The 23933-nt window shown below is 60.4% G+C and carries 23 protein-coding genes and 1 other RNA gene; 5 read left to right on the top strand and 19 right to left on the bottom strand.

The annotated features are described in order from the left end of the window. Positions 1-55: 55 nt before the first annotated feature. From ftsZ to rsmI, 19 genes are all read right to left on the bottom strand, one after another. Positions 56-1219 carry a cell division protein FtsZ gene (ftsZ, locus tag ACW4YW_RS12415; protein ID WP_309566234.1) on the bottom strand — a complete coding sequence of 388 codons (1164 nt, stop codon included), beginning with the start codon at positions 1217-1219 and terminating at the stop codon, positions 56-58. 89 nt (positions 1220-1308) lie between these two features. Next, positions 1309-2547 carry a cell division protein FtsA gene (gene ftsA / locus ACW4YW_RS12410; RefSeq protein WP_457137839.1) on the bottom strand — a complete coding sequence of 413 codons (1239 nt, stop codon included), beginning with the start codon at positions 2545-2547 and terminating at the stop codon, positions 1309-1311. Positions 2548-2572: 25 nt separating this feature from the next. Further along, a complete protein-coding gene (locus ACW4YW_RS12405) occupies positions 2573-3304 on the bottom strand; it encodes a cell division protein FtsQ/DivIB (protein WP_457137838.1) in 732 nt (243 codons plus the stop codon). Next, positions 3294-4202 (bottom strand): D-alanine--D-alanine ligase, encoded by a 909-nt coding sequence (locus ACW4YW_RS12400; protein WP_457137837.1) that lies wholly within the window; start codon positions 4200-4202, stop codon positions 3294-3296. The genes ACW4YW_RS12405 and ACW4YW_RS12400 overlap by 11 nt, the downstream gene beginning before the upstream one ends. Continuing rightward, positions 4195-5088 carry a UDP-N-acetylmuramate dehydrogenase gene (gene murB / locus ACW4YW_RS12395; RefSeq protein ID WP_457137836.1) on the bottom strand — a complete coding sequence of 298 codons (894 nt, stop codon included), beginning with the start codon at positions 5086-5088 and terminating at the stop codon, positions 4195-4197. Before murB ends, ACW4YW_RS12400 begins: the two co-directional genes overlap by 8 nt. Then, complete coding sequence (gene murC, locus ACW4YW_RS12390; protein WP_457137835.1) at positions 5085-6512, bottom strand: UDP-N-acetylmuramate--L-alanine ligase; 1428 nt, start codon at positions 6510-6512, stop codon at positions 5085-5087. The genes murB and murC overlap by 4 nt, the downstream gene beginning before the upstream one ends. After that, positions 6509-7615, bottom strand: a complete 1107-nt coding sequence (gene murG / locus ACW4YW_RS12385) for an undecaprenyldiphospho-muramoylpentapeptide beta-N-acetylglucosaminyltransferase (protein WP_457137834.1) — start codon at positions 7613-7615, stop codon at positions 6509-6511. Before murG ends, murC begins: the two co-directional genes overlap by 4 nt. Then, entirely contained in the window at positions 7612-8790 is a 1179-nt protein-coding gene (ftsW, locus tag ACW4YW_RS12380) for a putative lipid II flippase FtsW (protein WP_457137833.1), read from the bottom strand. The genes murG and ftsW overlap by 4 nt, the downstream gene beginning before the upstream one ends. Beyond that, a complete protein-coding gene (gene murD, locus ACW4YW_RS12375; protein ID WP_457137832.1) occupies positions 8787-10148 on the bottom strand; it encodes a UDP-N-acetylmuramoyl-L-alanine--D-glutamate ligase in 1362 nt (453 codons plus the stop codon). Before murD ends, ftsW begins: the two co-directional genes overlap by 4 nt. A 20-nt stretch (positions 10149-10168) precedes the next feature. Beyond that, positions 10169-11254, bottom strand: coding sequence for a phospho-N-acetylmuramoyl-pentapeptide-transferase (gene mraY, locus ACW4YW_RS12370; protein WP_457137831.1), 1086 nt, complete (start codon positions 11252-11254; stop codon positions 10169-10171). Continuing rightward, positions 11254-12606, bottom strand: a complete 1353-nt coding sequence (locus ACW4YW_RS12365; protein ID WP_457137830.1) for a UDP-N-acetylmuramoyl-tripeptide--D-alanyl-D-alanine ligase — start codon at positions 12604-12606, stop codon at positions 11254-11256. Before ACW4YW_RS12365 ends, mraY begins: the two co-directional genes overlap by 1 nt. Further along, the gene (locus ACW4YW_RS12360; RefSeq protein ID WP_457137829.1) at positions 12603-14027 is read right to left on the bottom strand and encodes a UDP-N-acetylmuramoyl-L-alanyl-D-glutamate--2,6-diaminopimelate ligase; all 1425 of its coding nucleotides are present in this window, start codon (positions 14025-14027) and stop codon (positions 12603-12605) included. The genes ACW4YW_RS12365 and ACW4YW_RS12360 overlap by 4 nt, the downstream gene beginning before the upstream one ends. After that, a complete protein-coding gene (locus ACW4YW_RS12355; RefSeq protein WP_457137828.1) occupies positions 14024-15775 on the bottom strand; it encodes a peptidoglycan D,D-transpeptidase FtsI family protein in 1752 nt (583 codons plus the stop codon). Before ACW4YW_RS12355 ends, ACW4YW_RS12360 begins: the two co-directional genes overlap by 4 nt. Next, positions 15772-16032 (bottom strand): cell division protein FtsL, encoded by a 261-nt coding sequence (gene ftsL / locus ACW4YW_RS12350; protein WP_309566222.1) that lies wholly within the window; start codon positions 16030-16032, stop codon positions 15772-15774. The genes ACW4YW_RS12355 and ftsL overlap by 4 nt, the downstream gene beginning before the upstream one ends. Continuing rightward, positions 16032-16997: a 16S rRNA (cytosine(1402)-N(4))-methyltransferase RsmH gene (gene rsmH, locus ACW4YW_RS12345; RefSeq protein ID WP_457137827.1), complete on the bottom strand. Its 966-nt coding sequence runs from the start codon at positions 16995-16997 to the stop codon at positions 16032-16034. Before rsmH ends, ftsL begins: the two co-directional genes overlap by 1 nt. Continuing rightward, positions 16994-17440, bottom strand: a complete 447-nt coding sequence (gene mraZ, locus ACW4YW_RS12340; protein WP_309566220.1) for a division/cell wall cluster transcriptional repressor MraZ — start codon at positions 17438-17440, stop codon at positions 16994-16996. Before mraZ ends, rsmH begins: the two co-directional genes overlap by 4 nt. Before the next feature lie 377 nt (positions 17441-17817). Beyond that, positions 17818-18150, bottom strand: an RNA gene (rnpB, locus tag ACW4YW_RS12335) — RNase P RNA component class A. A gap of 185 nt (positions 18151-18335) precedes the next feature. Then, complete coding sequence (gene pyrC, locus ACW4YW_RS12330; RefSeq protein WP_457137826.1) at positions 18336-19370, bottom strand: dihydroorotase; 1035 nt, start codon at positions 19368-19370, stop codon at positions 18336-18338. A gap of 34 nt (positions 19371-19404) precedes the next feature. Further along, a complete protein-coding gene (rsmI, locus tag ACW4YW_RS12325; protein ID WP_457137825.1) occupies positions 19405-20250 on the bottom strand; it encodes a 16S rRNA (cytidine(1402)-2'-O)-methyltransferase in 846 nt (281 codons plus the stop codon). On the opposite strand from rsmI, the gene ACW4YW_RS12320 reads away from it, so the two are divergent. The 5 genes from ACW4YW_RS12320 to ACW4YW_RS12300 all read left to right on the top strand — a co-directional run bounded on the left by ACW4YW_RS12320 (position 20242) and on the right by ACW4YW_RS12300 (position 23837). After that, positions 20242-21882: a penicillin-binding protein activator gene (locus ACW4YW_RS12320; RefSeq protein ID WP_457137824.1), complete on the top strand. Its 1641-nt coding sequence runs from the start codon at positions 20242-20244 to the stop codon at positions 21880-21882. The two genes, rsmI and ACW4YW_RS12320, sit on opposite strands and share 9 nt — an antisense overlap. Continuing rightward, the gene (locus ACW4YW_RS12315; RefSeq protein WP_457137823.1) at positions 21879-22220 is read left to right on the top strand and encodes a YraN family protein; all 342 of its coding nucleotides are present in this window, start codon (positions 21879-21881) and stop codon (positions 22218-22220) included. Before ACW4YW_RS12320 ends, ACW4YW_RS12315 begins: the two co-directional genes overlap by 4 nt. Positions 22221-22249: 29 nt before the next feature. Then, the gene (locus tag ACW4YW_RS12310) at positions 22250-22843 is read left to right on the top strand and encodes a phosphoheptose isomerase (protein ID WP_457137822.1); all 594 of its coding nucleotides are present in this window, start codon (positions 22250-22252) and stop codon (positions 22841-22843) included. Position 22844: 1 nt separating this feature from the next. Beyond that, complete coding sequence (locus ACW4YW_RS12305; RefSeq protein ID WP_457137821.1) at positions 22845-23429, top strand: BON domain-containing protein; 585 nt, start codon at positions 22845-22847, stop codon at positions 23427-23429. A gap of 84 nt (positions 23430-23513) precedes the next feature. Beyond that, the gene (locus tag ACW4YW_RS12300) at positions 23514-23837 is read left to right on the top strand and encodes a DUF3579 domain-containing protein (RefSeq protein ID WP_457137820.1); all 324 of its coding nucleotides are present in this window, start codon (positions 23514-23516) and stop codon (positions 23835-23837) included. Positions 23838-23933 lie beyond the last annotated feature (96 nt).

The raw sequence follows: 23933 nt of genomic DNA, 5'->3' as shown, positions 1-23933 counted from the left end.
GCCCCGCCCGGAGCGGGCAGGCATCCCACCGGCCCTTGCGGGCCCAGGCAATGCCTTAATCAGCCTGCTTGCGCAGGAATGCAGGAATATCGTATTCCTCCACGCCTGACATCTTCATGGCTTCCACCTGGGCGCGTCGGCCATTGGAGCTGAATACCGCCGGGCCTTCGTCATCCATGCCGCCCATGTAGACAGGCTGGTTGGTCGTACCGTCGCGCACCTGGGTCATCACGCGCAGCTCGGGCTTCTGCTGGCGGCGTGCTACTGCGCCATTCAAGCCGGTTGCCACCATGGTGACGCGCAAGCCATCGCCAATGGACTCGTCGAATACATTACCGACGATCACGGTCGCATCATCCGCAGTGAACTCCTTGATGGTGTTCATCACGTCGTAGTATTCCTTCATCTTGAAGGAAGTGCTTGCAGTGATGTTGACCAGCACGCCGCGCGCATTGGCCAGGTTCACGTCTTCCAGAAGAGGGCTTGCCACGGCCTGTTCAGCCGCGATACGCGCACGCTCGCTGCCGGTAGCCGTTGCAGACCCCATCATCGCCATGCCCATCTCGGACATCACGGTACGCACGTCGGCAAAGTCGACGTTCACCATGCCAGGGCAATTGATGATTTCGGCAATGCCGGAAACCGCGTTATGCAACACATCGTTAGCCGCCTGGAACGCTTCCAGAAACGGCACGTCCTCGCCCAGCACCTGCATGAGCTTTTCATTAGGGATAATGATAAGAGAGTCGACGTGCTTGGAAAGTTCTTCCAGGCCTTCCTGTGCGACCTTGGTACGTTTCCCTTCAAAAGAGAATGGCTTAGTCACTACCGCAACGGTCAAGATACCCATTTCCTTGGCGACTTCGGCAATGATAGGAGCAGCACCAGTACCGGTACCGCCACCCATACCAGCGGTGATGAACAGCATGTCCGCGCCGTCGATGATCTCGGCAATACGGTCACGGTCCTCCAGCGCAGCTTCGCGACCAATCTCTGGCTTCGCACCAGCACCCAGCCCCTTGGTAATGTCGGTGCCGATCTGTAGCACAGTCTTGGCCTGGCTCTTCTTCAGCGCCTGCATGTCGGTATTGGCGCAAATGAATTCCACGCCGCCGACTTCCTTGGCAATCATGTGCGCCACTGCGTTACCACCGCAACCGCCCACGCCTATCACTTTGATCACGGCCTCTTGTGAGTCCCTGTCCATAATCTCAAACATGTTAAATTCCTCCAAAGTTACGTCTGCCTAAACTCGAAAAAAGCACTATTGCTTACACACAATCGCTTACAAACCGATCCACTCAACTACTAGAAATTACCCTGGAACCAACTCTTCATCCGGCTCAACACCTGGCTGAAAGAATTGGACTCCATCTGTCCCTGGAGCTGACGTTCCACTTGTTGCTGGCCCATCAACACCAGTCCCACCCCGGTGGCATACCGCGGATTGCCTACCACCTCGGACAAACCTCCCACATTGCGCGGCATGCCAAGGCGCACCGGCATGTGGAAAATCTCTTCACCCAGTTCCACCATCCCCTTCATGAGGGAGGAACCGCCTGTAATCACGATGCCGGAGGCGATCATTTCCTCCATGCCGCTACGGCGCAGCTCGCCGAGCACGAATTCATACAGCTCGACCACGCGCGGCTCGATCACCTCCGCCAGTGTCTGCACCGACAACTGGCGCGGGTCGCGGCCGTCGACGCCGGGCACTTCCACCACTTCGCGCGAGTCGGCCAGCTGGCGCAAGGCGCAGCCATGCTTGATCTTGATCTCTTCCGCCGACTGAGTAGGCGTGCGGAACGCCACCGCCACGTCGTTGGTGATCTGGTCGCCAGCGATCGGCACCACGGCCGTATGGCGGATCGCGCCCTGCTTGAACACGGCGATGTCGGTCGTGCCGCCGCCAATATCCACCAGGCAGACGCCGAGCTCCTTCTCGTCCTCAGTCAACACCGCCAGGCTGGAAGCCAGCGGCTGCAGAATGAGGTCGCTCACCTCCAGGCCGCAACGCTTGATGCACTTGACGATGTTCTGCGCAGCGGAAACGGCGCCGGTGACGATATGCACCTTGACCTCCAGCTTCATGCCGCTCATGCCCAGAGGCTCGCGCACGTCCTCCTGGCCGTCGATAATGAATTCCTGCGTCAGGATATGTAAGATCTGTTGGTCGGACGGCAAGGCGATCGCGCGTGCGGTTTCGATCACGCGGTCCACGTCCATCTGCGTTACCTCGGCATCCTTGATTTTCACCATGCCGTGCGAATTGAGGCTCTTGATATGCGAGCCCGCAATGCCGGTGAACACGGTGCTGATCTTGCAATCCGCCATGAGCTCGGCCTCCTCCAGCGCGCGCTGGATGGCCTGCACGGTGGAATCGATATTCACCACCACGCCCTTCTTCAGGCCGCGCGAGGTGTTCTGCCCCAGGCCGATGACCTTGAGGCTGCCGTCCACCTGCAACTCGGCCACGATCGCGACGATCTTCGAAGTGCCTATATCCAGCCCGACGATGAGGTTCTTATCTTCCCGGACCCTGCTCATTTATTTCTCCAATTTTCCATGTTACTCAGGCTGCTCCTGTCTTGCGTTTTGGCTTCAATCCCTCGGGCTTGCGTACGGCAAAACCGTTGGGATAGCGCAAATCGGCATAGTTGATCGCCACTTTCAACCCGCCCAATGTCTGTTCGTATACGCTGGCGAACTTCTGCAAGCGCGTCTCCATCTCTTCCCGGCCCAGTTCGATCACCATGCCGGTATTGGTCTTGATCTGCCAGGCGCGGCGCGGGGTCAACGCCAGCTGCGCGATGTGCATGCCGGTGCCAGTTCCTAGTATCTGGCTGTAGACGCCGTATTGCTTCGCCACTTCCGCCACGCCGTCACCGGGACCGTAGAACACCGGCAGGTCGCTATCGGATGCCGCATGAAACAACTCGCCGTAAGTGTTCACCAACGCAATATTGCCCCAGCGCGCCAGCTCCCTCTGTTCCTCGATCACCACTTCCAGGCGGTCGGGCCAACGCTTGCGCACGCTGACCTTGCGCGCCCACGGCAGCTTCTGGAAGGCGTCGCGCGCCTTCACCACGTCCACCGTGAAGAAATTGCCCTGCAAATGCCGGTCCGCGATCAGCTTGATCTGCTCGCGCGTCACATGCTCCAGCTTGCCTTCCACCCGCACTTCCTTGAGCGGGAAAATCGGCAGGTGCACGACCACATACACCAGCCCATATAAAAACATCACTGCCGCCAGCGCATTGAGCAGGTTCGCCACCCAGTTGAGGGCGCGCGGCTTATCCCACATGCGCAAGCTCCAATACCTTCAGCACCAGCTCATCGAAACTGAGCCCGACCGCCTTTGCTCCCATCGGCACCAGGCTGTGGTCAGTCATGCCGGGCGAGGTGTTCACTTCAAGGAAGTAGTGCCGGCCGACCTCATCCATGAGGAAATCCACCCTGCCCCAACCTTGCCCGCCGACCACGCGGAACGCCTGCAACGCCTCGGCCTTGATCTTTTCCTCCAAGGCGGCATCCAGCCCGCACGGGCAGAGGTATTGCGTATCGTCGCGCAAGTACTTGGCCTCGTAGTCGTAGAACTCGTTGGCAGGCACGATGCGGATCACGGGCAAGGCTTCATCGCCGAGAATGCCCACCGTGTATTCGCCGCCGCCGACGAATTGCTCCGCGATCACCAGCGGGTCGGACTTGGCCGCCAGCTCGTAGGCCGTCTTGAGGCCGCCTGCCGCCTTCACCTTGCTGATACCGATGCTGGAGCCTTCATTGGCCGGTTTCACGAACAAGGGCAGGCCGAGACGCTGCTCGATCGCGGCAAAGTCGCTATCGGCATCGACCAGCTCGAACTCGGGCGTCGCCACGCCAGCCGCGCGCCAGAGCAGCTTGGTGCGCCATTTGTCCATGCCCACGCTGGACGCCATCACGCCGCTGCCGGTATACGGGATGCCCATGAGCTCCAGCGCGCCCTGGATGGTGCCGTCCTCGCCATAGCGGCCATGCAGTGCGATGAACACGCGGTCGAATCCGGCCAGCTCGCTCAGCTCGCGCTCGTCCGGGTCGAAGGCATGGGCATCGACGCCGCCGCGGCGCAAGGCAGCCAGCACAGCGCCACCGCTCTTCAGCGACACCTCGCGCTCGCCCGACTTGCCGCCCAGCAGCACGGCCACCTTGCCGAAACTCCTACTCATGCCCATCCTCTCCAATCACTCTCACTTCCGGTTGCAGGTCCACGCCCTGCTTTTGCTTCACTACCGCCTGCACATGCAGGATCAATTGCTCGATATCCCTTGCCGTCGCACCGCCCTGGTTGACGATGAAGTTGGCATGCTTCTCCGACACCTGCGCCCCGCCGATGCTGTACCCCTTGAGGCCGCTGGCCTCGATCAATCGCGCCGCATGGTCTCCCGGCGGGTTGCGGAATACCGACCCAGCATTCGGCAGGTTCAACGGCTGGGTCGCCAGACGCCTTGCCAACAGCTGCTTGATCCTCGCCTCCGCTTCCACCGCATCCCCATCCGCCAGCCTGAACCAGGCGGCGACGAACCATTCGTCCGCCACCGGCATCTCCACATGGCGGTAGGCGGTGGCGAACGCCTGGTGGTTGCGCTCGTGCAGCTTGCCTTCGCGGTCTATGGTCAGCACGCGGTCGACAATCTCCCAGGTCTCGCCGCCATGGCAGCCGGCATTCATCGCCAGGGCACCGCCCACGGTGCCCGGTATGCCCGCCATGAACTCCGCGCCATGCTTATGCTGGCGCGCGGCAAACTTGGCAAGCTTGGCGCAGGTCACGCCTGCTTCGGCGTAGACAAATCCTTTATCCGCCTGCAGCGTGGTCAATGCGCCATGCATGAGAACCACTGTTCCCTTGACGCCACCATCGCGCACCAGCAGGTTGGAACCCAGGCCAATGAAATGCAGCGGCTCGTCGGCAGGCAACCCCGCGAGGAATTGCTGTAGATCGTCCAGGCCGGCGGGAATATACAGCCGCTCGGCTGCTCCGCCCGCACGCCAACTGGTATAACGGGCCAATGACTCGTCATAGAGCAAGTTGCCTGTCGCGACCGTGACCGTCACTGCACAGCCTCCATGGGTACGCTCTCTGCAGCGGCCGCCAACTCCCTGGTTTTGGCGGCGACCTGGCCTATGGAGCCCGCGCCCATCACGATCACCACGTCACTATCCTGCGCCATGTCCACGATTGCCTGCGGCAACTCCTGCGTCGTTTCCACGAACAGCGGTTCCACCTTGCCCGCAACGCGGATTGCACGCACAAGCGAACGCCCGTCGGCAGCCACGATGGGCGCCTCGCCTGCGGAATACACTTCGGTCAGCAACACCACATCGGCGCCCGAGAGCACCTTGACGAAATCCTCGAAACAATCCCGCGTACGGGTATAGCGGTGCGGCTGGAAAGCCAGCACCAGCCTGCGCCCTGGGAAGGCGTCGCGCGCGGCGGCAATCACGGCACTCATTTCGACCGGGTGGTGACCATAGTCGTCTATCAATGTGAACTGTCCGCCGCTTCTGGCCGGCACTTCGCCGTAGCGCTCGAAACGGCGCCCCACGCCCTTGAATTCGGCCAGCGCCTTGATGATGGCGCTATCGGGTACGTTGAGCTCGCTGGCCACCGCAATCGCAGCCAGCGCATTCAGCACGTAATGCCTGCCGGGAAGGTTGAGCGTCACATCAAACGTGGTCGTCACGCCGTTGACACGGCTTACTGTGAAATGCATGCGGCCATTTTCCGCGCGCACGTTGCTGGCGCGGATACGAGCCTCTTCCGAGAAGCCATACGGCATCACCTGCTTGGAAACCTGCGGCAGGATGGCGCGGATATTCGGGTCGTCGATACATACCACGGCCATGCCGTAGAACGGCAGGCGCTGCAGGAATTCGACAAACGCGCCCTTGAGGCGCTCGAAATCATGGCCGTACGTGTCCATATGGTCGGCGTCGATATTGGTGACCACGGAAATGATGGGGGTGAGATGCAGGAAGGAGGCGTCCGATTCATCGGCTTCCGCGACAATGAACTCTCCCGACCCCAGGCGCGCATTGCTGCCCGAGGCTTCCAGCCGCCCGCCGATCACGAAGGTAGGATCCATCCCGGCTTCCGCCAGGATGCTGGCAATGAGGCTGGTGGTCGTGGTCTTGCCGTGCGTGCCCGCGATCGCGATCCCCTGGCGGAAACGCATGAGCTCGGCCAGCATCAGCGCGCGCGGAATGATGGGAACGCTGCGCTCGCGCGCCGCGACCACTTCGGGGTTGTCGTCCTTGACCGCGCTGGAAATCACCACCACATCGGCCTCCCCGAGGTTCTCCGCGGCGTGTCCCTGGTGCAGCCTGGCGCCGAACCCGGCCAGCCTGCGCGTGGTGGCGTTATCGGCAAGGTCGGAACCGCTCACGTTGAAGCCCAGGTTGAGCAGGACTTCGGCAATGCCGCTCATGCCCGAACCGCCGATACCGACGAAATGCACGTGTTTCACTTTATGTTTCATGGGCGCTTCCCTCCCTGCAACGGCAGGGCAATACTTTCCAGTTCATTCGCAATCGTCTCTGTCGCCTTCGGCCTGCCCAACTCGCGCGCGGCATGCGCCATCGCCAGCAGGCGAGTGCGAGTCAGTTCCTGCAGCAGCGCAGCCAGCCTCTGCGGCGTCATTTCCTGCTGCGGCAAATGGATAGCCGCGCCGTGTTCCGCCATCCAGCGCGCATTGTCGCGCTGGTGCGAAGTCGTCGACACCACCAGCGGCACCAGGATGCTGGCAACGCCGGCCACCGCCAGCTCACTCACCGTGATCGCTCCCGCACGGCATACCAGCACATCTGCCTCGGCGTAAGCGGCTGCCATGTCGTCGATAAAAGGCGCCACACTAGCTTCCACGCCCGCTTCCTTATAAGCTGCGCTCAAGGCATCGATATGCTGCGCACCGGACTGGTGGGTCACCACCGGCCGCTGCGCTGCCGGCAGCAAGGCCAGCGCCTTGGGCAAGGTCGCATTCAATACCTGCGCGCCCAGGCTGCCACCCACCACCAATAAACGAAGAGGCCCTTGGCGGCCGGCAAAGCGTTGCTCCGGCGGTGCAATATCCACGATCTCGGCCCGCACCGGATTACCGGTCACGCGCGCCTTGAACGCCATGTCACCCAATGTCGCAGCGCCACCGTCGAAGCCGAACAATACGCGCTTGGCATGCTTGACCAGCGCACGGTTCGACATCAGCAAGGCGGCATCCGCATTCACCACTGCCAGCGGCACCCCTGCCGCCCTGGCGGCCCAGCCACCCGGCACCGTGACGTAGCCGCCCATGCCGAGCACGGCCTGCGGCTTCAATTCGCGCAGCAGTCGCCATGCCTTCCAAGTAGAGCCCAGCAGGCGGAATACACCCAGCACCGTATGCTTCCAACCCTTGCCGCGCAGGCCTGAGAACTTGAGCTGAGTCATCGGCAACCCGCTTGGCGGTACCAGGCGGTTTTCCATGCCATGCGAAGTTCCCAGCCAATGTACGTTCCAGCCACGCACCTGCATGGCCTTGGCGATGGCCAGGCCCGGCATGACATGCCCGCCGGTGCCTGCTGCCATGATGAGTAAGGTCTTACTCATGCTGGCAAGCCCTTCTGTATCCGTCTATTCTCCCAGTCGACTCTGAGCAGAATCGCCAACGCAATGCAGTTGGCCAAAATGCCGCTGCCGCCGAACGACAGCAGGGGTAGGGTCAGGCCCTTGGTAGGCAGCACACCCATGTTCACGCCGATGTTGATGATGCTCTGCACACCGATCCAGACACCTATGCCTTGCGCGAGCAGGGCGGAGAAGTAACGCTCGTTGGCGACGGCTTCCTTGCCGATACGGAAGGCGCGGACCACCAGCCAAGCGAACAAGGCGACCACGACCATGACGCCGATGAAGCCCAGCTCCTCGGCGATCACCGCCATGAGGAAGTCAGTATGCGCTTCAGGCAGGTAGAGCAGTTTCTCCACGCTGGCGCCCAGGCCGACGCCCAGCCATTCGCCACGCCCGAATGCAATCAGGGCATGCGAAAGCTGGTAGCCCTTGCCAAACGGGTCGGCCCAGGGATCCATGAATCCGATCACGCGCTGCAGGCGGTATGGCGAACTCCAGATCAGCCCCACGACCGCCACCGGCAGCAGAGCCATGAGGCCGACAAAAATGCGGGCGTTGATGCCGCCGAGCCAGAGGATCGCCATGGAAATCGACACGATCACGCTGAATGCGCCGAAGTCAGGTTCGCGCAGCAGCAGCCAGCCGACCACCACCATCACCGCCACCATGGGCAGGAAGCCGCGCTTGATGCTGTCCATCACTTCCGCCTTGCGGATGGTGTAGTCCGCGACATAGATCGCGGCAAACAGCTTCATGAATTCCGAAGGCTGCAGATTGATGACGAACAGCGACAGCCAGCGCTGGCTGCCGTTGACATTGCGGCCGACGCCGGGAATCAGCACCAGCACCAGCAGGAACAGGCCCAGCAGGAACAGATACGGCGCCATCTTCTGCCAGAACCGGGTAGGCACCTGGAATGCGAGCAAGGCCGCCGTCAGGCTGATCACGAGGAAAATGGAGTGGCGTACCAGGAAATAGGTCGGCTGGTGCCCGGTCATCTTGTCGGCCTCCGCCAATGCAATCGAAGCGGAATACACCATGACCAGGCCGATGCCGAGCAGGATCAGGGTGACCCAGACCAAGCCCTGGTCATAAGTTGACGATGAGGAGGTCAGTCGGTCGCGCCCGCTCAGCATGTACATCATGTTGTTCATGCACGCGCCTCTCTTTTCTGCAGGCCATTGACCGCCTGCACGAACACCTCTGCGCGGTGCACGTAATTGCGGAACATGTCCAGGCTCGCGCAAGCTGGCGAGAGCAGCACGGCATCGCCGATGTCCGCCAGGCCGAACGCCTTCACCACGGCTTCTTCGAGCGTATCGGCATGCTCCAGCGGCACGCCTGTGCCCTGCAATGCATCAGCAATCATCGCGGCATCGCGCCCTATCAGCACTACGCCGCGCGCATGCCCGGCCACGGGCGTTTGCAAGGGCGCAAAATCCTGTCCCTTGCCATCGCCGCCCGCAATCAGCACCAGCTTGCGGTTCAAGCCGTTGAGCGCCGCGACGGTGGCGCCGACATTGGTGCCCTTGGAATCATCATAAAAGGATACGCCGTCGACATCGGCCACCCATTGCACCCGGTGCGGCAAGCCCTTGAAATCGCGCAATGCCTGCAAGGCAATAGCCTCGTCGATATCAAGCACGCTGCATAAAGCCAGCGTCGCCAGGGCGTTGGCTGCATTGTGCAGGCCTGTAATCCTCAGGTCGGCTACCGGCATGAGCTTGCGCTGTCCGCGGGCAAGCCAGGCTTCGCCGGCGTCATGCAGCAGGCCGAACTCCTGTTCATTGCGCGGCGCACCTAGGCCGAACGTAAGCTGGGCGATGCCGTCAACTGACATTTCCCGGCTCCATATGTCGTCGGCATTGAGCACCTGCAGTCCGGCATGGGCGAAAATGCGCGCCTTGGCATCGGCATACGCCTGCATGTCGACATAGCGGTCCATGTGGTCTTCGCTGATATTGAGCACCGTGGCGGCATCCGCCTTCAGGCTATAGGTAGTTTCGAGCTGGAAGCTGGAGAGCTCGAGCACATAGACATCTGCCACCGTGTCGATCGCATCCAGCACTGGCAGACCGATATTCCCCGCCACCACCGTTTTCAATCCCGCGGCCTTGCAAACCTCGCCCACCAGCGTAGTAACAGTGCTCTTGCCGTTCGCGCCGGTGATCGCGATGACCTTGGCATGCGCCGGCTTTGCCTGGGCAAATAACTCGACGTCGCCTACCACCGGCACGCCACGTTCGAGGGCAGCCTGGATTTGAGGTTCAACCACAGGCACGCCCGGACTGGCCACGATCAAGTCCGCCCCCTGGAACGCAGCCGCAGTGAACGGCCCCAGATGCACTGCAATGCCGGGAAACTCCTGTCTGACCGCATCCAGGCCTGGCGGCAGTTCACGGCTGTCGGCAACGGACAGGCGTGCGCCCTGGCGAGCGAGCCAGCGCAATGCCGAAAGACCGGTATCTCCCAGCCCCAGCACCAACACCTGTTTGTCCTTAAGTTGCAGCATAAATCCTTTAACCGGTTTTCTTATCTCAGCTTCAACGTGGAGAGGCCAACCAGCACCAGCATCATGGTGATGATCCAGAACCTGACCACGACTTGCGTCTCTTTCCAGCCTTTGAGCTCGTAGTGGTGATGCAGGGGCGCCATGCGGAATATCCGCTTGCCCGTGAGCTTGAACGACCCCACCTGCAGCATCACCGAAATGGTTTCCATCACGAACACACCGCCCATGATGAACAGCACGATTTCCTGGCGCACAATCACAGCCACGGTGCCCAGCGCGGCTCCTAGCGCCAGTGCGCCGACGTCGCCCATGAACACTTCCGCGGGATAGGCGTTGAACCAGAGGAAGCCTAGGCCCGCGCCGCCGATCGCCGCACAGAACACGGTGAGCTCACCCGCCCCGGGCACATAGGGCACGCCAAGGTACTTGGAGAAGTAAAGATGGCCCGCGACATAGGCAAACACCGCCAGTGCGCTCGCCACCATCACGGTGGGCATAATCGCGAGGCCATCCAGCCCGTCGGTCAGGTTGACCGCATTGCTGGTACCAACGATCACGAAGTAGGTCAGCACAATGAAGCTCACCACACCCATCGGCAGCACCAGGTGCTTGAAGAACGGCACGATCAGCTCGGTCTCCGCCGGCACCGTCGCGGTATGGAACAAATAAGCCGCAACGCCCGCACCTATCAATGACTGCCAGAAATATTTCGCCTTGGCTGACAAACCCTTGGGATTGCGGTAGACCACCTTGCGCCAGTCATCGATCCAGCCAATCACGCCGAAACCCAGGGTTGTGATCAGCACCACCCAGACGAAACGGTTGGAGAGGTCGGCCCAAAGCAGGGTCGAGACTGCAATCGCGATGAGGATCAGCGCGCCGCCCATGGTCGGGGTGCCAGCCTTTACCAGGTGGGTTTGCGGGCCATCATCGCGCACGGACTGCCCGACCTTGTATTCGGTAAGCTTACGGATCAGTTTGGGACCCACCAGGAAGGAAATCGTCAATGCCGTCAATGTTGCGAGGACGGCGCGCAGCGTGATGTAATTGAACACATTAAAGCCGCGAATATCCTGGGCCAGCCAACGGGCGAGTTCAAGCAGCATTATGGTTTCTCCTTTTGTTCTTGCAGCAAGTCGACGACACGCTCCATGCGCATGAAACGCGACCCCTTGACCAGCACCGTGGTATCGGCATCCAACTCGGGTAGCAGGGATGCCGTCAGACTTTCCACCGTCTCGTGATGGCTCGCGCCACTGCCGTATGCTTGCACGGCCTTGGCAGACAAGCTGCCCAGCGCATGCAGGGCATCCACGCCTGCCGCCTTGGCATACGCGCCCAATTCAGCATGCAATGCCGCTTCGTTCTCGCCCAACTCACCCATGTCGCCCACGACCAGCAAGCGTTTTCCAGGCTGGCTGGCAAGCACGTCGATCGCGGCGTGCATGGAAGCAGGGTTGGCGTTGTAAGTGTCATCGATCAGCAATGCGCCGTGCCTGCCGGGCTTGCGCTGCAACCTGCCCTTGACGCCGGCAAAACCGGCAAGGCCCTCGGCAACCGCATCCAGCGGCACGCCCATGGACAAAGCGACGGCTGTGGCGGCCAGTGCGTTCCTGATGTTGTGCAGCCCTGGCACGGGCAAGCGCAATGCGCGTTCGCCGGCCGGAGTGCTCAATTGCAGGTCGCTGCCTTCCGAATGCAGCGCATAATCCGCCGTAACATCCCCGGTATTGAGGCCGAAACGCACGATGCGGTGCCGTCCTGCCAAGGATTGCCATAAGTCGGCAAACGCGTCGTCGGCATTGATCACCGCCACGCCGTCATCTGCCAGGCCTTCGAAAATCTCGCCCTTGGCTTTCGCCACCCCCTCGACGGAACCCAGGCCGCCCAGGTGCGCGGCAGTCGCATTGTTGATCAATGCCACGTCCGGGTGGCCGATCCGTGTCAGATAGCTGATCTCGCCAACATGGTTCATGCCCATTTCCACCGCGGCATAGTGATGGCGCTCACGCAAGCGCAGTAGCGTAAGCGGAAGGCCGATGTCATTGTTCAGGTTGCCCTGGGTCGCAAGCACGGCGTCATCCGCGCCTGCCGCCACCCGCAGGATCGCTGCCAGCATTTCCTTGACGCTGGTCTTGCCGTTGCTGCCGGTAATGGCCGCCACGGGAATATTGAATTTCCGGCGCCAGTAGGCGGCCAATTGACCCAGCGCAAGACGGGTATCCTCGACCAATACGGCGGGTCCAGCCCCGACAGCACGAGATAGCAACAAGGCAGCAGCGCCTTGGTTCAATACCTCTTGGGCGTAATCATGGCCGTCGAATCGCTCACCCTTGAGCGCCCCGAACAACTGCGCTGGCTCCAGCTTGCGGCTGTCCGTGCCTACGGACTGGACCAGCACGTCGTCGCCGATCAGAGTGCCACCCGTTGCCTTGGCGATTTCAGATAGATACATCATGCGGCGACCCCTAATATGTTGGCCGCCACCGCAGCATCATTGAATGGATGCCGTATCCCCGAAATTTCCTGGTAATCCTCGTGCCCCTTGCCCGCGATCAGCACGACGTCGCCCGCCTGTGCCGACCTGATCGCCTGGATAATGGCTTTTTCCCGATCGGGCTCCACCTGGGCCGGGCCATGCAAGCCGGCCACGACCTCGGCAATGATCGCCCCGGGGTCTTCACTGCGCGGATTGTCCGAAGTCACGATCACCTTATCTGCCAGTCTTGAAGCGACTTCCGCCATCAGCTGACGCTTACCTTTGTCCCGGTCGCCGCCGCAGCCGAATACGCAAATGAGGCTGGCCTTCGTCTGCTCGCGCAAGGCAAGCAATGCCTTTTCCAGCGCATCGGGGCTATGCGCATAATCCACCACGACCAATGGCTGGCCGCCACCGCCCAGTTGCTGCATGCGCCCGGGTGCAGGCCGGATTTCAGCCAGGACGCGCACCGCGTCTTCCAGTGCGACTTCCGATGCAAGCAATGTCGCCAATACGGCGAGCAGGTTGCTGGCATTGAAGCGCCCCACCAGCTTGGCATGCACCGCGGCTTCACCCTGCGGGGTATGCACATGCATATGCAGGCCCTCGGCGTCGAAGTACAGATCATGGCCGCGCACGTCCCCACCGCTCAATCCATAGCTCAGCACATGCTTGCCCTTGGCCTTGAGCTCGCTCAGCAGCTCCTGGCCAAAGGCATCGTCCTGGTTGAGGATGGCGGTCTGCACGCCGTCAAAACGGAACAACTTGCGCTTGACGTCGGCGTAACTCGCCATATCGCCGTGATAATCCAGGTGATCGCGTGTCAGATTGGTCAGTACGGCGACCTTGAAATCGATGCCGTTCACCCGCCCTTGGTCCAGCCCGTGCGAGGAAACCTCCATCGCCGCCACTTCGGCGCCCGCCTGCAGGTAGTCGGCAAGCATGGATTGCAGCAGGATAGGGTCAGGCGTAGTGTTCGCCGCAGCGTACAAGGCATCCGGAAAACCGTTGCCCAGGGTGCCGATCACCACCGCCTTGCGTTGAAGGGCGTTGAACGCCTGCGCCAACCAATGGCTGCAGGAAGTTTTTCCATTGGTGCCGGTCACGCCTATCATCCAGAGCTGGCGAGACGGATTACCGTAGAATTCCCCGGCAATGACGCTTGCCTGGTAGCGCAAACCTATTACCGGATGGTTGGCAACGGCCCATGCGGGATTCCAGTCGAATCCTTCCTGCTCCCATACCACGCCGGCCGCCCCGTTGGCGATGGCCTGCTCGATGAAACGGCGTCCGTCGGCCTGTTCTCCCGGATAGGCAAGGAACAGGCTGCCGGCGGAAACACGGCGGCTATCCGACGTCATGCCGGTGAAATGATGGCGATCAAGGCTGGCCAGGCTCATACCACCTCCTTGATCTCGGGCAGCTCGTCGACAGGAATCACGACATTGTTGTTCGGCGCATCCTGCGGAACCGCCAGCATGCGCAGCGCGCCCGACATCACCTTACTGAATACCGGAGCGGCCACCGTACCGCCGTAATATTTGCCGCCACTTGGGTCGTCGATCATCACCGCAATGATCAAGCGCGGGTTGGATGCAGGCGCAAAACCGACAAACGAGGACACATAATGGTTGGCCTGATAGCCGCCAACGCCGGGCTTGTGCGCCGTCCCGGTTTTGCCTGCGACACGGTAGCCCAGCACCTGTGCCCTTGGGGCAGTGCCGCCAGGCTGGATCACTGTCTCCATCATGTCGCGCAGGTGACGTGAGGTTTCAGGGGTATACACCTGATGCCCGACGGGAGGCTCCTTGAGCTTGAGCAGCGAGACTGGCAGCAAGGCGCCGTCGTTGGTAAATACGGTATAGGCACGCGCCAGCTGCAGCAAGGTCAGGCTGAGGCCATGGCCATAAGACATGGTAGCCTGCTCGATCGGGCGCCAGGTCTTGTAATTACGGAGCCTGCCGGAAGCTTCGCCGGGGAAGCCGATGCGCGTCACGGAGCCGAACCCGACCTGGTTATAGATGCTCCACATGTAGTGCGGCTCCAGGCTTAGCGCCATCTTGGCCGAACCGATATTGGAGGATTTCTGGATCACCTGCGCGACCGTGAGCACGCCTTGCGGGTGCGCATCACGGATCGTGGCTTTGCCGATGCGCATGGCGCCGGATGACGTATCGATGAGCGTGCTCGGCTTGTAATGTCCGCTATCGAGAGCCGCGGCGGCGGTAAAAGGCTTCAGTGTTGAGCCAGGCTCGAAGGTATCGACGATCGCGCGGTTGCGCGAACGCCCCCCGGTCAGGTTGACCGGATTGTTCGGGTTGTAGCTGGGCACGTTTGCCATCGCCAGCACCTCGCCGGTCTTGGCATCCAGCACGACCGCAGAACCCGCCTTGGCCTTGTGCTCTTCCACCGCCGCCGCCAATTCGCGGTAAGCCAGGTATTGGATCTTGCGGTCTATGGAAAGCGCCAGGTCGCGCCCGTCCTGCGGCACCTTGACCGCTTCGAGGTCTTCGACGATGCGCCCTTGCCTATCCTTGATCACGCGTCGGCTGCCCGGCTTGCCGGACAACCATTTCTGAGAATGCAGCTCGAAGCCTTCCTGGCCGTTATCGTCAATGCCGGTAAAGCCGACAAGGTGAGCAGTCACTTCTCCGGCAGGATAATAGCGGCGATACTCGCGCTGCATGAAGACACCGGGAATGCCGATGCTCATCACCTGCGCGGCAAGCTCAGGCGGCAAGCGGCGCTTGAGATAAACGAATTCACGCTGCGTATTGTCAAACTTGGATTTGATCGCTTCCGGCTTGATCTTGAGGATACCCGCCAGTTTCGCCAATTGCTCATGCGTCACCTTCACGTCTGGCGGACTGGCCCAGATGGACTCCACAGGCGTGCTGATCGCCAGCGGCTCGCCGTAACGGTCAGTGATCTTGCCGCGGTGCGCGGGCAGGCTCAGCAGGCGGCTGTAGCGCGCATCGCCCTTTTGCTGCAGAAAGGATTTATGCACGCTCTGCAAATAGACGCTGCGGCCCAACAGCACGGCAAAACCGCACAGCACCAGCACCAGCAGGAGGCGGCGGCGCCAGACCGGCAGCCTGACCACGACCCGCGGCTTCGCTCCCACACGCATGCGCATCGCCCCCATCATGGCGCAACCACCTGGATGCGGCTTGGATCAGGCACCTGCATGTTCAGGCGCCGCTCGGCGATCTGCTCGATGCGGGAATGCATGGCCCAGGTGCTTTGCTCCAGTTGCAACTGGCCCCACTCTATCTCGAATTGCTTGGCCGCATCCTCTTGCTGTTGTAGCTCGATATAGAGCTTGCGCGCCTTGTGCTGGGACGTAATGACGCCCAGCGCAGCTACTATCACCACCAGGAAGAGGATCAGGTTAAGCTTGGCCACTATTGCACCGAGGTCCTTTCCGCAACGCGCAATACGGCGCTGCGTGAACGCGGGTTGCACCTGACCTCGGCATCGCCCGGGCGCACCGCGCGGTCGACCGCCACCAGGCGGGGCTGCGGCAGATCCTTGGCACGCACCGGGAAATTCGCGGGCAGGTCATCCCTGTCCTGCTCGGCACGGATAAAGCGTTTCACGATGCGGTCTTCCAGCGAGTGGAAGCTGATCACGGCCAAACGCCCTTGCGGCGCCAGCAGCGACAGGCACTGAGGAAGGGTCAGCGACAATTCCTCAAGCTCCTGATTGATGAAAATCCGTAAAGCCTGAAAGGTGCGCGTCGCCGGATCTTGGCCAGGCTCGACTTTTGGGACCGCCCCTGCCACGATCTTGGCAAGTTGTCCGGTAGTGGAGATGACCACCCCTCCTGCGCGCTGCGCAACAATCGCCCTTGCAATCTGTTTAGCAAACCGTTCTTCACCATATTCCTTAATTACCCCCGTCAGTTCTTGTTCCGTTGCAGCCGCGATGAACTCTGCCGCTGTCTGTCCACGGCTTTGGTCCATGCGCATATCGAGCGGGCCGTCAAACCTGAAGCTGAAGCCGCGCTCGCCCTCGTCGATCTGTGGAGATGAAATTCCCAGATCCAGCAACACACCATCTACTTGTTGAATATTCAGATCCGCCAGGACTTCCGCCATGGCGGCAAAATGACTGTGGACGATCGTGAAGCGCGCATCCTTGATATCCCGTGCGACCTCAACGGCGGCCAGGTCGCGGTCCAGCGCCACCAGATGCCCGTGCGGCCCCAGCTTATCCAGTATCCTGCGGCTATGTCCGCCCCGGCCGAACGTGCCGTCGACATAAGTGCCGTCAGGCTTGATCGCCAGCGCTTCCACTGCTTCGTCCAACAAAACCGTTACATGCTGAGAAACCTGGGAGGCGGGTACATGGCGAATGCCTGTACTCACAGCGAAAAGCCCTCCAACTCGGCGGGCAGCCCCATATTCTCGGCCGACATCACCTGCTGCAACTGGGCCCGCCAGGCCTCCATGCTCCAGAGCTCGAAGTGGCTGCCCTGCCCCACCAGCATCACCTGCTTCTCCAACCCGGCGAATTCCCTCAATACCGGGGAAACCAGCAAGCGGCCGGCACTGTCCAGCTCCACGTCTTCGGCAAACCCCACCAGCAAGCGCTGCAACGCACTGGACTGGCGGTCGAAACTGGAAAGCGCCATGACCTTGGATTGGATGGGCTCCCAGGCAGGCTGGGGATACAGGAGCAGACAACGGTGAGGATGGGCGGTCAGGACCAGGCTGCCTTCGCTTTGAGCGTGCAGGGCGTCACGGTGCTTGGCTGGCACAGCCAGCCTGCCCTTGGCATCCATATTTAAAGACGTCGCACCGCGAAACATGAGGTCCCTTGGCCGGCACCAGCGCTTCTCGCACCGGTACCGGCATTAAATTTGTCAGATCGGGAGATGGGTAATTGCCAACCATCCGGAGATGAGCAATCAACTTTGACCAACAATTACCCACAAAACTCCACTTTTCTCCACTAACACCCACTATAGATAAAAAAAAATGCCAATGCAAGGGCTTTTTTAGGATTTTTCCTTTATGGGACAATGACTTAGATGATTTTTGCGAGAAAACTTTTATCCTTAAAAAATAAGGAGATAGGAAATTTAGTGAAAGTGCTTTGTTAGAAACACTTGAGAGGTGACTGAATCTTGGTGTGGGATATGCGAGGCAGGAAAGGAGTCTGAACAGTGGGCTATAAAATCAATGAAAGAGAAGCTGGCCGGTAAGCCGGGTTCTGTCCCCGCAATGCGGGTGGCAGCCATTCATCTAGGCCTGGCGTTGCCGCCAGGCTCAAGCAACCTACCCGGTAGCGACGCGAGCCACGCCATTGCTACCCTATTTGGTCTTGCTCCGGATGGAGGTTACCGCGTTTCACGTCCGCCTTGCGGCTTACTCGTCTCTGTGGCCCTATTCCTCGCCTTGGCCTTTAAGTTTTGCAACATAAAGGTTGCTGCGTACGGCCGTTAGCCGTCATCCTGCTCTGTGGAGCCCGGACTTTCCTCCCCTCGCTTGCACGAGCGGCGGCTGCCTGGCCAGCTTCGGCGCTAGTTTACCACATCCGCCACAGGGCCAACGCCCGCCAGGCCAGACAATAAGAGCGCTGACAAAACCCAGCGAAGCGGTCCTGACTAGGCGAGCCAGCACAAGCAGTACGGCAAGGCTGAACAATAATGTCAGGAGGGTGTTATTAGCCGCTTCAAACGGACCGGCAGCCACAGCAGACAGTTACCTCAACCGCCAGGCAATAGTGCCGCCGGCACGCAAAGGCACCAGCTCATCCCCCGCAAACGGCAGGCTTGGAGGCACCTCCCACGCGCTTTTTTCCAGGATGATCTTGTCCGCATTGCGCGGCAGGCGGTAAAAATCGGGCCCATGGAAGCTCGCAAACGCTTCCAGCCTGTCAAGCGCACCAGCTTCATCAAACACTTCGGCATACAGCTCGATCCCGGCATGCGCGGTATACATGCCGGCGCAACCACAAGCCACCTCCTTTGCGGATTTCGCATGCGGCGCGCTATCGGTGCCCAGGAAGAATTTGGGATTGCCGGAAGTCGCCGCCGCGACCAAGGCTAGGCGATGCTCCTCGCGCTTGAGCACAGGCAGGCAATAATGATGCGGACGGATGCCTCCGTTGAACATAGCGTTGCGGTTCATGAGCAGGTGATGCGCCGTGACGGTGGCAGCAATATTCTCCGACGCCCCGGCGACGAACTCTGCCGCATCCTTGGTCGTGATGTGCTCAAACACGACCCGCAATCCCTGGAAACGCTCCAGCAGCGGGATCATGTTGCGCTCGATGAACACCCGCTCGCGATCGAATACATCCACATCGGCATCGGTCACTTCGGCATGCACCAGCAAGGGAACCCCGTATTTCTCCATGGCCTCTAGCGCCTTGACGCAATGCCCGAGGTTGGTCACTCCCGAGTCGGAATTGGTAGTAGCCCCGGCAGGATAGAGCTTCACGCCGTGCACGATGCCGCTGTCCTTGGCCAAGACAATTTCATCGGCACTGGTGTTATCCGTGAGGTACAAAGTCATCAACGGCTGAAAATTCGAACCTGCGGGCAAGGCTTGCACGATGCGTTCACGATATGCGTGCGCCAATGCCGTGGTCGTCACCGGCGGGCGCAGGTTGGGCATGACAATCGCCCGCCCGAAACGCCTTGCGGCATCAGGCAATACCGCGGACAAGGCTGCGCCGTCGCGCAAATGCAGGTGCCAATCATCAGGACGTGTGATGGTGATGGTAGTCGTCATGAAACTCTCTATATTCAATATCTAACAATAAGGTTCAGGATTGCTTGAGGCTGAGCGCCAGTTCATACAGCGCATTCTTCTTGGCGCCGGTGATCTCCGTCGCCAGCTTGACCGCCTGCTTCAAGGGCAATTCGTCCAGCAACAGCGTCAACACGCGCTGCGCCTCGTCATCGACAGCAGCAAGCTCCTTCGCCGGCGCAGGTTCCACCAACAGCACGAATTCGCCACGCTGGCGGTTGGCATCCTCCTCCAGCCAAGCCCGAGCTTCCGGCAATGGCAGCCGGTGTATGGTCTCGAAGGTCTTAGTCAGCTCGCGCGCAATGGTGAGCGTACGTTCCGGCCCGAGCATAGCAGCCATATCTGAGACACTATCGAGCACCCGGTGCGGGGCCTCGTAGAACACCAGGGTCACCGTCACATCCGCAAGTGACTGCAGGGCCGAACGGCGTTGGCTGCCGCTGGCCGGGAGGAACCCATGAAACTGGAACCCGGGCGTCGCGATCCCCGCCGCGGAAAGCGCAGCCACCACTGCGGATGCACCCGGTATCGGTACCACCTTGATTCCAGCCTCATGCGCCATCGCAATCACCACAACGCCTGGGTCGCTGATGCCGGGTGTGCCCGCATCGCTTACCAGAGCGACAGATTCGCCAGCCTGCAAACGCTGGATCAACTGCTCGCCCGCCTTGCGCTCATTGTGCTCATGCACGGCCAGCAACTTTTTTTGCATGGCAAAATGCGACAGTAGGCCGGAAGTGTGCCGGGTATCTTCCGCCGCCACGACATCCACTGCCTTGAGCACTTCCAACGCCCGCAAGCTGATGTCTTGCAGGTTTCCAATTGGCGTGGCTACCACATATAATGTCCCACTATGATTCAACGACTGCTCGCCCTTCTGTATTTCACATGGATATTGCTGCCGGCCCAGGCAATGGCAGCAGCAGCCAGCCCGAATGCCGTGCCGCCGGAAACGCGTTTTCATGAAGGCATCACCTGCCTGCAGGCCCAGGATATCGACTGCGCCACCCTGGCGCTCAACCGGATTCCCAGCCAATCGGTCTATGCCAAGCTCCTGGCTGGCAACATTGCCGCCGCACAACAGGATTTTGACTCCGTTTTCCGCCTGCTGTTGCCTTTGAAGGCCAATATTTCGCTCAACAACGAGGCAGCCGCAAGTTTACACGCAAGCCTCGCGCTCGCCTATGAGCAAGAGCCCGACCCCTTGCGAGCGCTGGAACAACGCGTTGCAGCGGAACGCTTCCTTGATGATGAGCCAGGCCGTGCCGAGAACCACAAGAAAATCTGGAGCAGCCTGGGCAAGCTGAGCCGCGAAGACTTGGTCAATATACGCGGCGAAAGCCCGGACACGGACATCCAGGGCTGGATCGACCTGGCGCTGGCAGCCCAGGAACAAGATGACAACGCACTGAAGAACTGGCCTGACTTCTATCCAGGCCATCCTGCAAGCAAGGGGTTCAGCCAGACGTTACTCTCCCAGCGCCCCGAGGCTCCAGCCCCTGGCGAAGCTGTTGCACCTGTCGCTCCTGGCGGCAAAATAGGGGTTATCCTGCCTTTTGCGGTGGAAGCCTATTACCCCGCTGCGGATGCAATAGAGCAGGGATTTGCCGCCGCCCAAGCCCAGGCGCAAGACCAACGCGAACTCACGCTGTACGCCACCGACGGCAATCCCGCCAATATTGCCGCAACATACCAGCGCGCAGTCGATGAAGGCGTGCAGGTGGCGTTAGGGCCATTGACGCGCGATGAAGTCACGCGCCTGGGCCAGCAGGCTCTCAGCATCCCGACCCTGGCGCTCAACCAGTCTGACTCCAACCCAGGAAAAACGCCCAACTTATATATCTTCGGCCTATCTCTTGAAGTGGAAATTGCCCAGCTCGTCAGGCTGGCGCAACGCCTGGGCATGCAAACCGCAACCATCGCAGCTGGCAGCAACCACTTGGCTGAACGCATGGCGCAAGCGTTCGGCAATGCCTGGAACGACGCCGGCGGGCGCATCACCCAACAGCTGACGTTTACCGAGGACAGCAACCTGACCGAACTGCAGGCCAACATCACATCCAACCCGTCCGACCTGATTTTCCTGGCGGCAAGCTATGAAGAAGCGAGAGACATCCGCCCTTATCTGGACACCGCGACACCGACATTCGCGACCTCGCACGTCTATGCCGGCATTCCGCAGGACCCGGAAAACGAGCCCCTCAATGCGGTGCGCTTCGTCGACATGCCCTGGCTGCTCGAACCTGACTCCGCTGCATTTGCAGGCCTGCGGCCTGCCGCCTCCGACTTGCCTCCCGGCGAAATGCAACGCTGGTTCGCCTTGGGCGTGGACGCTTACCGCATCCTCGACCATGTGAGCAAACATCCGCAGCAGGCGCATACCTTGCAGGGCCTGACCGGGAAAATCAGCATATCCCCCGAGGGCGATATCAGCCGCGAGCTTGCCAGCGGACGTTTCAGCGCGCAAGGTGTCGTGCCGGAAACCACGCCTTGAAGCGACTCGGGGATGACGCAGAAGCCATTGCGGAGCACTACCTGGCAACACAGGGCTTGGCGCTGGTCGGGCGCAATTATCGCTGCCGCTTTGGTGAAATAGACCTGGTGATGAAGCAAGGCGACACCGTCGTGTTCATTGAAGTCCGCATGCGCAGCCATTCCGCATTTGGCGGCGCCGCAGCCAGCATCGATGCTGCCAAGCAACAAAAGCTCATCCGCACGGCTGAACACTTCCTGCAACAGCATGGCAGCGCTCCTTGCCGCTTCGACGCTATTTTATTAAGCAGGCTGGATACAAATAAAATCGAGTGGATTCAGGATGCATTTGGCGCCTGACTCCACCAGAACAACACCAACATCACAATATGACTGACCTTCACCAACGCATCACGGCACATTTCGAAGAAAGCGGACGCCTCAAGCTGGAACTGGCGGAACTATTGGCCGCACCGATCGCCGACTCGGCCGAGCTCATCGTGCAGGCACTGCTCAATGAAAAAAAGATCCTCACCTGCGGCAATGGCGGCTCGGCATCCAACGCACAATATTTCGCGTCGCGCATGCTGAACCGCTATGACCAGGAACGTCCGGGCCTGGCCGCCATCGCCTTGCCCGCCGACATCTCCACCTTGACCTCGATTGCCAACGACAATCACTTCGAACAAGTGTTCGCGCGCCAGATCACTGCCCTCGGCCACCAGGGCGACGTGTTGCTGGCGCTCAGCACCAGCGGCAATTCAAGGAATATCCTGCGTGCGATCTCCGCAGCCAAGGATGCGGGCATGCACGTGATCGCCTTCAGCGGCGGGGATGGCGGCGAACTTGTGGAACTTCTCACCGAGGAAGATATCCATATCGGGGTGCCGCACGAGCACCCTGCCAGGATCCAGGAAGTTTATATGTTGACCCTGCATTGCATTTGCGATGCGATTGATTGTCTTTTGTTAGGAGTGAATTAATATGCGCGCGCTTACCCTCTTCCCTCTGGCTCCCTTGCTTCTGGCAGTGGCGCTCTCCACCCAACTCGCCGCCTGCGTTCCCGCCGTGATTGGCGGCGCCGCCGCCGGCGGCGCCATGGCAGCCGACCGCAGGACCTCGGGCATTTATATTGAAGACCAAAACATTGAGCTGAAAGCCTCCAATGCCGTCAAGCAGGAACTCGGCGAGAAGAACCATATCAATGTCACCAGCTACAACCGCAACGTACTGCTTACCGGCGAAGCGGTCGATGCCGCCAGCAAGGAGGCTGCCGAGAAAGCGGTACGCAACGTAGACAACGTCCGCAATGTCACCAATGAAATCGTGATCGACACCAAGAGCACTTTCAGCGAACGCAACAACGACACCTACATCACCTCCAAGGTCAAGGCGCGCCTGGTGAAGGAAAACCGCTTCCCTGCAAACTATGTCAAGGTGGTGACGGAAGCCACCACCGTGTTCCTACTCGGCCTAGTGACCAAGCAGGAAGCTGAGGACGCCGTCGACATCGCCCGCAGCACCAGCGGCGTGGGCAAGGTAGTCAAGGTATTCGAGTACATTGATTAACAGCACGCAAGCGTGCACCCAATCGAGCTGCATCGGCCGATTGGGTGCTAGAATGTGTGGTCAGATTGGGTTAATGGTTAAGGCATGGGCACGACAGAAAAATCAGGCATCAAGGAAATCATCATTCAGGGGCTGACACGCGCAGGCAAGCCGTTCCGCCCCAGCGACTGGGTGGATAGGATGTGCAGCACCTACGCCAGCTTTGGCGCTGACCGCAAGCTCCGTTATTCGCCCTACCTCAAGCCGCGCGTCATAGAAGGAGTACGCTGCCTGGCGGTAGACCTGAAACTCAGAGACACCAACCCGGAAGGCTTCAACCAGCTCATGTATTTTGCTGACGAAAACCAGCTCAACATACTGGATGCCGAAGGCAACAGTATCGACGCATCCCAAGCCTCCGCAATCTAACCTGCTCATCAGTACCGCACCATTGCTAAAGCTCTTTCGGGCTTTAACCAGGCAGTGACAAAACAGCCAAGACTATTTACCATCCTCACTTTAAAG

Source organism: Methylobacillus pratensis, assembly GCF_054072455.1.
This window is presented reverse-complemented; position numbering and strand designations above follow the sequence as displayed.